The organism is Lentihominibacter sp. (assembly GCF_046951855.1).
Lineage (GTDB): Bacteria > Bacillota > Clostridia > Peptostreptococcales > Anaerovoracaceae > Lentihominibacter > Lentihominibacter hominis.
Genome location: NZ_JBKTXS010000018.1, coordinates 33,330 through 43,550 on the forward strand (window position 1 = coordinate 33,330; position 10,221 = coordinate 43,550).

Consider the following 10,221-nt stretch of genomic DNA (forward strand, 5'->3'; position numbering starts at 1 on the left):
CCTTAAATTACGTGCTTCTGCTTCAGATGGATAAGCAGATTCTTTGCAAGATCTTTTTCAGAATCGCCGTCCAGCATGATCCCCTTGCCCTTTGGTTTTGGTGTAAATGAACGGAATACATTTGTAGGAGATGCTTTAAGTCCTACTGTTGACAGATCAACCTGAATATCAGCCGCATTCCATACTTTAATATCCTTATTCTGATTATAAATACCGGATATTGACATATATCTAGGTGTATTCAGCTCTTTGATAGCAGTCAGCATACAAGGGAGCGCTATTTCTATAACTTCATATCCGTCTTCCAGCTGTCTTTCTACTGTTACTTTCTTTCTGTCATCACTGATTTCAAATTTCTGAACATATGTAACCTGAGGAAGATCCATCTTCTCAGCAATCTGAGGTCCTACCTGAGCAGTATCTCCGTCTATGGCCTGACGACCTGCGAAAATCATATCGAAATCCCCATATTTCTTTATCGCTGCAGTTATTGCATTGGAAGTTGCCCATGTATCAGATCCACCAACAGCTCTATCACTTATGAGTATCCCTTCATCAGCGCCCATAGCGATACATTCAAAGAGCATTTCTTCAGCCTGAGGAGGTCCCATAGTAATAACAGTAACGTGAACATCATCAAATTTATCTTTTATCTTTAATGCTTCTTCCAGAGCATTGGCATCATCCGGGTTGAGGATACTCGGCACACCATCTCTGATCAATGTTCCTGTTTCAGGATTGATTTTTATCTCATTCGTGTCAGGAACTTGTTTTGCGCATACTAAAACTTTAAAAGCCATGTTTCTTTCCTCCTATTACTATTTACCAAGAACAGATGCAGAAATAACCATCTTCTGAACTTCTGATGTACCTTCATAGATTTCAGTGATCTTAGCATCTCTCATCATTCTCTCTACCGGATAATCCTTCGTATAGCCATATCCGCCGTGAAGCTGCACACACTTAGTAGTTACGTGCATAGCTGTCTCTGCGGCAAATAATTTAGCCATAGCAGCATTAGGTCCGTAAGCCAGTCCTTTGTCTTTCATATCTGCAGCCTTGTATACAAGAAGTCTTGCAGCTTCAATCTCTGTAGCTAACTCTGCAACAGTAAACTGCAGAGCCTGCATCTGTGATAATTTCTTACCGAACTGTTTTCTCGCCTTCATATATTCAACAGTTACATCAAGCGCACCCTGAGCAATACCCAGAGCCTGTGAAGCGATACCTATACGTCCGCCATCCAGCGTAGACATTGCAACCTTGAATCCCTTGCCTAATTGTCCAAGAAGTCTGTCCTTAGGAATCTTACAGTTCTGGAAAATAAGCTCGGTAGTAGAAGATGCACAGATACCCATTTTATCTTCTGTCTTACCTATTGAGAAACCTTCATCACCTTTTTCTACTATGAAAGCACTGATTCCATGATTTCCCTTTGATTTATCCGTCATAGCCATTACCACGAACACATCTGCATATCCGCCGTTAGTAATGAAGACCTTAGCTCCGTTAAGCAACCAATAATCGCCTTTATCTTCAGCCCTTGTCTGCTGGCCTGAAGCATCTGTACCTGCATTAGGCTCTGTTAAGCCGAATGCACCCAGTTTCTTTCCTGAAAGAAGATCAGGAAGATACTTTTCCTTCTGCTCTGCTTTGCCGTATTTGAAAATAGGCCAGCAGCAAAGGGAAGTGTGTGCTGAACAGATAACGCCTGTCGATGCACAAACCCTTGACAGTTCTTCAACAGTGATCGCATACGAAATGTGATCTCCTCCTGCTCCGCCGTACTCAGTTGGGAATGGTACGCCCAAAAGACCATATTTTGCCATTTTTTCTACAGTTTCAACAGGAAATCTATGCTCCTTGTCGATATCCGCAGCTAAAGGTTCAACCTCGTTTACGGCAAACTCTCTTACCATTTTTCTTACGAATTCTTGCTCCTTCGTCAGTTGAAAGTTCATGTACATGCCTCCTTAATTACTAATAACGTTTTTAATCATATCCTTACCGTATTTTCTCATCGGCAAGTCGTTATGTTTGTAACAATCTACATAACCATTAAACCATTTTTTATATTTCATTTCAAGTTGTTTTTAATCAAATTCAGTATATTTGCAACAATTATGTATTTTACTTTTATTTGTACTTATTTTACAACAAGTTTATTATTTTAACTGTCACAATTTACCGCTTATCTTTCTTTCAGTTTTCCTGTTCTATATGCTTTAACTAACTCTTTCAGTTCCCTGACTTCCTGCTGCAGCTCTTCTCCCAAGTCAGTGTCCTTTATAAGCATTCTCTTCTGTAAAGTCCTCACTGTCCGTATCGCCGGCGTATGAAATTCCTGAGTGCCGTCCTTTTTCAGCGGACTGTAAGGTTTATGCTCAGCAAGCGCCATATACCTCGAGTTGAATATAAATGTATAACCTGCTATTCCGGTCTGTTTTTGATAAGCTTTTGACATTCCTCCATCTATTACTATGAGTTTACCGCCCCCCTTTACAGGGCTCTCACCATCTTTTATCTTTACAGGTACATGTCCGTTCAATATTATAGAAGTCTTTGGATCCAGACCAAATTCAGTCAGTATCTTTTCACAAATATCCTTCCTGTTTATCAGTTTATAATAAGATACCGTATACTCCTTATGAGTCCTTTTGTCAGCCACAAAACAACGTTCAAAAGTTGTCATCTGATCTTTTCCAAAAAGAGGAGATTTGCTTCCCAGCCACAAATACCACATTAAGTCTCCTGAACGTCCCGTTTCCTCCGACTCATCAGGATTAAAATAAGCATTCCTCAGCTGGGTATCCAGATAATCCATATACGCCTTTCCCGACGCAGTTATACCATTGACTGTACAGTTTTCAAAGTTACCATCCTCATCCATAGGTATGCAGCCATGATACATAAGATTGCCATTGACTATAGTATATAAAGCTCCGTGACTGTACATAAACTTTATATGTGCCTGCAGCTTCTCACTTTGAAGAAAAGAAGCCTCAAGAGCATTAAGAACATTTCGCTCATCTTCCGTAAGTTCATATGGATTATTAGGATTCACAGTAGGAAAATTAGCGTCTCTCAGCGGAAATTCGCCATCTCTGAGCATCACCGTACCTTTATCAAAATTTATCTTATCAAGAAGCAGCCTGTTTTCAAGACCATATTCAGGATGAGCTTTTATCCTCTGCCCTTCCACCTTAAACTGACATATAGAAATAGCTTTGTTCATTTTAGCAGCAAGCATATCATCTATAGGATCAAATTTATTTTCCTCAAGACGCTTAGGCATAAAAAACTCACACGGATCATCTCCATATATTTTTTCCGCCATGATAGCTAAAGGTCTGAGATTTATCCCATAACCGATCTCAAGCATATCAAAATTATTATAGCTTATATTCATTCTCAGGACATTGGTTATGCAGGCCCAATTTCCCGTCGCTGCGCCCATCCATACGATATCATGGTTGCCCCACTGAAAATCCACGTCATGATGTCCCATAAGATAATCCATGATAGCATCCGGATGTGACCCTCTGTCCCATATATCACCAATTATGTGAAGTTTATCCACTGCCAAAGAGCTTATGACATCTGTAAAGGATATAATGAAATCCTCGGCTATTCCGCATTCTACGATAGTAGCTATTATCTGTCCGTAATAATTCCCTTTATTGGCTTCATCAGATGTATGAAGAAGCTCATCCAAAACATAAGCATATTCTTTAGGCAAACGTTTCCTTACCTTTGACCGAGTATATTTATTAGTAACCGATTTAAAAATAAGCACCAGTCTGAAAATCGACATTTTACACCACTTGCCGAAATCTTCCTCACTTTTTTTTCTTCTCTTTATTTCAGCTTCTGCATTATATATAAGAGCAGCCAAAGCATCTCTTTCATCTCTTGTAAGTTCCGGTCCGAAAATTTCTTCTACCTTCGATCTTATGACCCCCGAAGCACTCTTCAGCATATGTATAAAAGCTTCATGTTCTCCATGCAAATCACTCAGAAAATATTCAGTTCCTTTGGGCAAAGATAAAATCGCATTTAAATTTACAATTTCTTCTGTTGCCGCTTTGACATTAGGGTACTTCTTAGACAAATGCCTAAGCAGCTGCTGGTCAATCATGATGAATCCTCCTTATTTAATTCAATAAAGATATTATACATCATATCAGAAGCTTTTGAAACAATTTAAACACCCCTCATCTTCTCTTCTGTTAAAATTTTATTATAATTGTCCGTTTCGCATTAAAGCAATATTAAAATAACAAATAAAGGGTAGAAATCCCATTGAAAAAAAACTATAATCCCATCAAATACTATTACAGAAAGAAGGTTTCTTTTATGAAATTCTACCCCGCATGGGCGGAAATCAATTTAAATTCTTTAGATGAAAATATACAAGCTATTCGCGATGAAATAGGATCCAATGTAAAAATTGCTCCTGTTCTTAAACATGATGCCTTTGGTCATGGAGCAGTTACCATAGCAAAACGGCTCATGCAGACCAAAAATATTGCCATGTTTTGCCTTGAGACTGTCGAGGAATGCCTCGCTCTGAGAAAAGAAAACATTAAAGTGCCCCTCCTTCTTCTCTCGGAGTTTTACGAAAAAGAACTTCCTCTGATCATGGAGAATAATATCACTGTAACAATATACGATCTGGAAGGCGCTCAAGAACTGAGTAAATTTGCAAAAAAATCAGGAAAACGTTGTAGCGTTCATCTCAGAGTAGATACTGATGAAGAATGTGATGGAATTGACATGGATGAATTCAAAGAAATCTATGCACAAATGCGCCAGATAAAAAATATAAAAATTGATGGAATATATACACAGATCTATAGTAGCTATTCTGATGACGAACAAGACAGAATAACAAGTCAAATAGAAGATTTCAAGACAGTTGTCGAAGAAATACCTCAAAAACAGAGAAAATCCATTCTCGTTCACGCAGCAGGATCGGAATGCCTGTTCAAATATCCACAAGCATACTTCGATATGGTTCGACCCGGAATGACGATGTTTTATAAACTGAAATCCACCGTTATAAAAGAGAACGGTCAGCGCCGCCAAAGCTTTGAAATAAAACCTATCATGAAGATAAAAACACGAGTAGAAGCAATATACAACGTTGACCGTGAAGTCCGTCAGTGCCTTGGACGTCTGGATCTTACTGAAAGCTGTCAACGCGTGGCTGATCTTTCCATAGGATGGTGGGATGTATGTTATCTTTTTATGGAAAAAGACGGTTATGCTATGATACGTGACAAAAAAGTACGAGTTTTCACATCTACACAAATGGATCGTGTTCTGATTGATATTACCGGGGTAAAAGATGCCCACATAGAAGATGAAGTCACACTTCTCGGTGAACCTGACAATAACTTTGCGGACTCAAGAGAAACTCTGGAATTCAACAACTTCAGGCGAATACTACATACTGGAGAACGCATGCCTAAAAGATATACCAACTGGTCCGAGCATGCAATAGAATTTCCTGCTTTCGTCTTATACCATATAAGAAGAGAACTTCCTAAATTAAACGAGCTTCTGGATGATTACGGAAACAAATCTCTGGAACAATATTTGGCATCTCTGGATGTGGCTGGAACCGAAGCGCTGGAACCAAAAGAAGATATGGCCCAGTCAGCCTATGAACACACATTACCACTTTTCGGAGCAGAAATCGCCGAAGAAGTAAAAGATTATTTCACTACGCCGGACTGTCTGGTATACACAGCCCTTCACCACGGCGTGGATTTCGATTCAAATCAAATACAAAGTAACTTGATTTACTATCGTTATCTTCAGCGAAGCGGTCGTAGCAGTACGATCGTACCTATGCTTTCATGCGGAGGTGTCGACATGTCTTCTGCTACATACCCAAGAGGACTCGAATGCTACAGTACAGTTACTCCGAAAACAGATAATGACATGGAGGTTTTCCGCCTTCCTATATTCGACAACAGATACTCAAACATGGTTGTATATGATACACCTTCGTATACAAAAGAGATGGTAGAAAAAGTTATAGATGCATTAATGAAAGATGAAACCAGAGCATTCCTTAAAGAGCCTGTTTTAGATGTATTTTTATCAGTTTTAAAAAATGATTATCTTGACCCCTATATCATAAAGCAAGATTCTTATGCTAAGCAGGCTTCTCTTCTTAATCACCGTATTCAGAAAGGGTTCATAGACGGGAAAACCTCGCCTGATTTTATTTATCTGCAGATGGAGGATATCGTCACAGATTTAATAATAAAAGATATCCAAAAAGAGACTTCACTCACATGGAAAATACTGTTCAACGATAAAGTGCGCCGGGAAGTTGCAGCACAACTCGACGGAGAAACAGGCTGCTGGACGAAAACCGCTTTGGAACACATGATTCAGAACCCGCAGGAAAAAAGTACTGTACGGCACCATGGTTCATATTTCTTCTGGGGTATAAACAGCAGTAAAAAAAGGATCCCTCTCTTATTGGAAGAACATGAAGGAAAACCATATCTAATCACAGTAAGTGGAGGAGAGGAAACAGAAAAATGGCTTCTTTCCCCTGAAAACATATCATTTCTTCTCAAAGAGAAACGTATATACCCGGGAGTTTTCATGATTATGTTCATGCTTAAATTTGTAAGAGGTTTTGCTTTAGCAGGAGGCTGTTTTCAAATCGAATATACAAAAAAAATGAAAACAGGACTTTGCAAAGCCCTCCGCAAATTTTCAAAACTGCAGGATACAGCAGAGCAAATAAATCTCGCTATGGATGATCATTATATCAATGGCCCTATGTTTGGACTTGTTGAAGATGCTTTTGGAGGATATGTTCAGGCAGGCCCTGCTGAAATTCTTGCACGCGGCGGAATAAAAGAAAATGAATTTCACAAACTTCTCAATATCAGTTTTCATGATGCAGCTATGATCGGAACACTGACAATGTATTCCGATGTGTTTGCTCAAAAAGACCGAATGAAAAACTGGCACAGCGAACTTTCCGGAGGTCTTGAAAAATTATATCAGCAAATTTGTCTTTCATAGATAAAACACCTTATATAAAAACAGTGCGGATAAAACCGCACTGTTTTTATTCTTCTTCAAACTCCCTATCCAAATTTTCAAGTATCTGTTTCAAGAAAATCCATACCTTATTTACAGATGAAACACTCACACACTCATTTACTGAATGGAAATACCAGCAGTTAGCCCCTATTGAAATAGCATCAAGATGAGGCAATTTTTCCAGCAAACATCCGCATTCTATACCTGCATGTACAGCTACCGGTTTAAGTTTCTCATGGAAAAGTTCCCGATAAGTACGCACAGCAAGCTGCCTCAGATCCGATCTCCTTCTGTATTTCCATGCAGGATATGGGGCAAACAGTTCAACTTTAGCCTCCAACAACTCAGACAGAGCCATAATTTTTTCAATGATAAAATTTCTGGAAGAAATATGCGAATATCTTATTTCTCCTACCAAAACAAAGAAATTATCACCTGCACGCATCACTCCCTGATTGATGGAACTTTCCACGAGCCCCTTCATATCAAGTGCCCCATTCATCTCCATAATACCGTTAGGTACCAGATATACCAACTTTAAAAGCTTCCTTAAACTCGGATGATACATATATTTTCCCTTATACGGACCTAAAGGCCGGATCTTTACATTCAACTCCGGTGCCGTAACCTGATATTCCGAACGAAATTCATTTTGAAGTCTAAACGTCAATTCCTCAAGCTGCCCGGCCTGTTCTTCATCAATCAATATAACCCCTTTTGTCTCTCTTGGTATGGCTACACGTGAAGTCCCTCCTTCAATAGACACAAGCTCGGCATCCAGATCCTTTTCATACAAACTTAAAGTTCTCCAAAACAGCTCATTGGCATTTCCTCTGGCTTTATGTATGTCGCCCCCGGAATGCCCTCCCGTAAGATTCTCAATCTTCACCTCATATGCCATCATCTCATAATCCGTAAGCTCATATGAAATAGGAAGTTTTATCTTTACACCTATTCCTCCGCATCCGCTCACAAGCACTTGATTATCGACAAAATAATCAAGATTGATAAGATAATCTGCATTAAACCATTTCGCCTCTACAGTCTCTATCCCTTTAAACGTAGACTCCTCCTGGACAGTAAACAATACCTCCAGTTTTGGATGTTTCAGCATTTTATCTTCAAGAACAGCCAACGCCAAAGATACACCAATTCCATCATCTGCCCCAATACTTGTTCTCCCCCTGCTGGAAAGAATATCATCATCTAAATAAAGTTTAATAGGGTCCTTTTCAAAATCATGATCACAATCAGATGCTTTTTCACATACCATGTCCATATGAGCCTGTAAGATAACAGAAGGCAATCCTTCATAACCTGGCGAAGCCTGTTTGTATATAATGATATTCAGATTTTCGTCCTGCACACACTCCAGTTTCCGACTCTCTGCCCACTCCTTAAGATAATCACTTATAGCTTTCTCATTCTTTGTGCCGTGAGGTATCTGGCACAGTTTGCCGAAATGATTAAAAACCGGATGTTTCATCAAATCATCCATATTTGAAAACATTACTTTTCCCATCCCTTACACCTCCGTTTCGCTCTCCATATTCAGGCCAAAATCAATCTTCTCTCTTACTACACAGTTCTTCAAGATCATATGGCGTATCCTGATAAACATAATAATTAAGCCAGTTGGAAAAAAGAAGGCTGGCATGACTTCTCCATCTGAACAAGATCTCATTTTTAGGATCATCATTTTTAAAATAATTCTTAGGAACATCTATTTGAAGCCCCTTATTGATATCCCTGAAATATTCTCCCGCTAAAGTCTCCTTATCATATTCCTGATGCCCCAGTACGAAAATCTGCCTGCCGTTCTCTGTAGATATGATATGGGGCCCTACTTCTTCAGAATCCGCCAGAATACGAAGTTCTTCATGCTTTTCTATATCTTCACGCAAAACTTCCGTATGTCTTGAATGAGGTGCATAAAAAGTCTCATCAAACCCACGCACAAGAGGATTATGAGGCCTTATTACCCTATGTTCGAATATCCCGAAAACTTTACTGTCCAGCAAATGTTTGCCTATGCCATAATGATAATAAAGGCTGGCCTGAGCTCCCCAGCATATGAACATATTACTGTACACATGTGTTTTGGCAAATTCAAAAATTTCACAAAGCTCTCTCCAGTAATCAACATCTTCATAAGGCATTTGTTCCACAGGCGCCCCCGTAAGGATCATCCCATCAAAATAATCTTCTTTGATCTCATCTATTGTTTTATAGAACGAATCCATATGTTCCTGAGATATATGTGTAGACTCATGAGAATCCATCGTGATCAATGTCATTTCAACCTGAAGAGGGCTGTTGGATAAAACCCTCGCAAGCTGCGTTTCAGTTGCTATTTTAGTTGGCATAAGATTAACTATAACTATCTTAAGGGGTCTTATATCCTGAGTAACGGCCCGACCCCTGTTCATGGTAAATATATTCTCACTCTGCAAAGCTTCCGCCGCCGGAAGCCCATTAGGTATAATCAATGGCATCGAGTTCAATCTCCCTTTCATCTATTTGGCCACTAAATACAGCCATTTGCTAATCTTTACAAAATCGCTATTTTAAAGCCTGCTCAATATCTGCAATCAAATCTTCAGCGTCTTCCAGTCCGCATGAAAATCTCACAAGATCAGGACTCACACCCGCTGCAGCAAGTTCTTCATCGCTCATTTGCCTGTGAGTCGAACTTGCAGGATGCAGACAGCAAGTTCTCGCATCAGCTACATGAGTTTCTATAGCAGCAACTTTTAATTTCTGCATAAAATCCTCGGCAGCCTTTCTGCCTCCCTTTACTCCGAAACTTACCACACCGCATGAACCATTAGGCAGATACTTCTGTGCAAGCTCATAATCTGTGTCACCCTCAAGACCGCAATATTTCACCCATGAAATTTTCTCATGGCTATTGAGGTATTTAGCTACAGCAAGACCATTTTCTGCATGTCGTTTCATCCTAACATGCAGACTCTCAAGCCCCATATTAAGCAGAAAAGCATTCTGAGGCGACTGAATAGACCCTAAATCTCTCATAAGCTGTACCGTCGCTTTAGTTATGAACGCTCCCTCAATGCCAAATAATTCGGGATATGTAACGCCATGATAACTATCATCAGGTTCACATAGCCCGGCAAACTTTTC

General features: G+C 39.6%; 7 protein-coding genes. 1 reads left to right on the forward strand and 6 read right to left on the reverse strand.

Annotated features, from left to right (window positions below):
• Nucleotides 1–2: 2 nt before the first annotated feature.
• The 3 genes from etfB to ACLR96_RS06330 all read right to left on the reverse strand — a co-directional run bounded on the left by etfB (nt 3) and on the right by ACLR96_RS06330 (nt 4,138).
• On the reverse strand, nt 3–800 hold the full coding sequence (gene etfB / locus ACLR96_RS06320) for an electron transfer flavoprotein subunit beta (protein ID WP_177268537.1): 798 nt from the start codon (nt 798–800) through the stop codon (nt 3–5).
• 18 nt (nt 801–818) lie between these two features.
• A complete protein-coding gene (locus ACLR96_RS06325) occupies nt 819–1,961 on the reverse strand; it encodes an acyl-CoA dehydrogenase (protein ID WP_177268539.1) in 1,143 nt (380 codons plus the stop codon).
• Nucleotides 1,962–2,191: 230 nt separating this feature from the next.
• Nucleotides 2,192–4,138 (reverse strand): fructose-1,6-bisphosphatase, encoded by a 1,947-nt coding sequence (locus ACLR96_RS06330; RefSeq protein WP_177268541.1) that lies wholly within the window; start codon nt 4,136–4,138, stop codon nt 2,192–2,194.
• A gap of 218 nt (nt 4,139–4,356) precedes the next feature.
• On the opposite strand from ACLR96_RS06330, the gene alr reads away from it, so the two are divergent.
• Entirely contained in the window at nt 4,357–7,056 is a 2,700-nt protein-coding gene (gene alr, locus ACLR96_RS06335; RefSeq protein ID WP_177268543.1) for an alanine racemase, read from the forward strand.
• Between the two features lie 46 nt (nt 7,057–7,102).
• Here alr and pepD read toward each other — a convergent pair whose 3' ends face one another.
• From pepD to ACLR96_RS06350, 3 genes are all read right to left on the reverse strand, one after another.
• Nucleotides 7,103–8,599: a beta-Ala-His dipeptidase gene (gene pepD, locus ACLR96_RS06340; protein ID WP_177268545.1), complete on the reverse strand. Its 1,497-nt coding sequence runs from the start codon at nt 8,597–8,599 to the stop codon at nt 7,103–7,105.
• 40 nt (nt 8,600–8,639) lie between these two features.
• Nucleotides 8,640–9,572, reverse strand: a complete 933-nt coding sequence (gene metA, locus ACLR96_RS06345) for a homoserine O-acetyltransferase MetA (protein ID WP_177268547.1) — start codon at nt 9,570–9,572, stop codon at nt 8,640–8,642.
• A 67-nt stretch (nt 9,573–9,639) separates the two neighbouring features.
• A partial coding sequence (locus ACLR96_RS06350) for a PLP-dependent transferase (RefSeq protein ID WP_412265447.1) occupies nt 9,640–10,221 on the reverse strand: 582 nt, incomplete at its 5' end.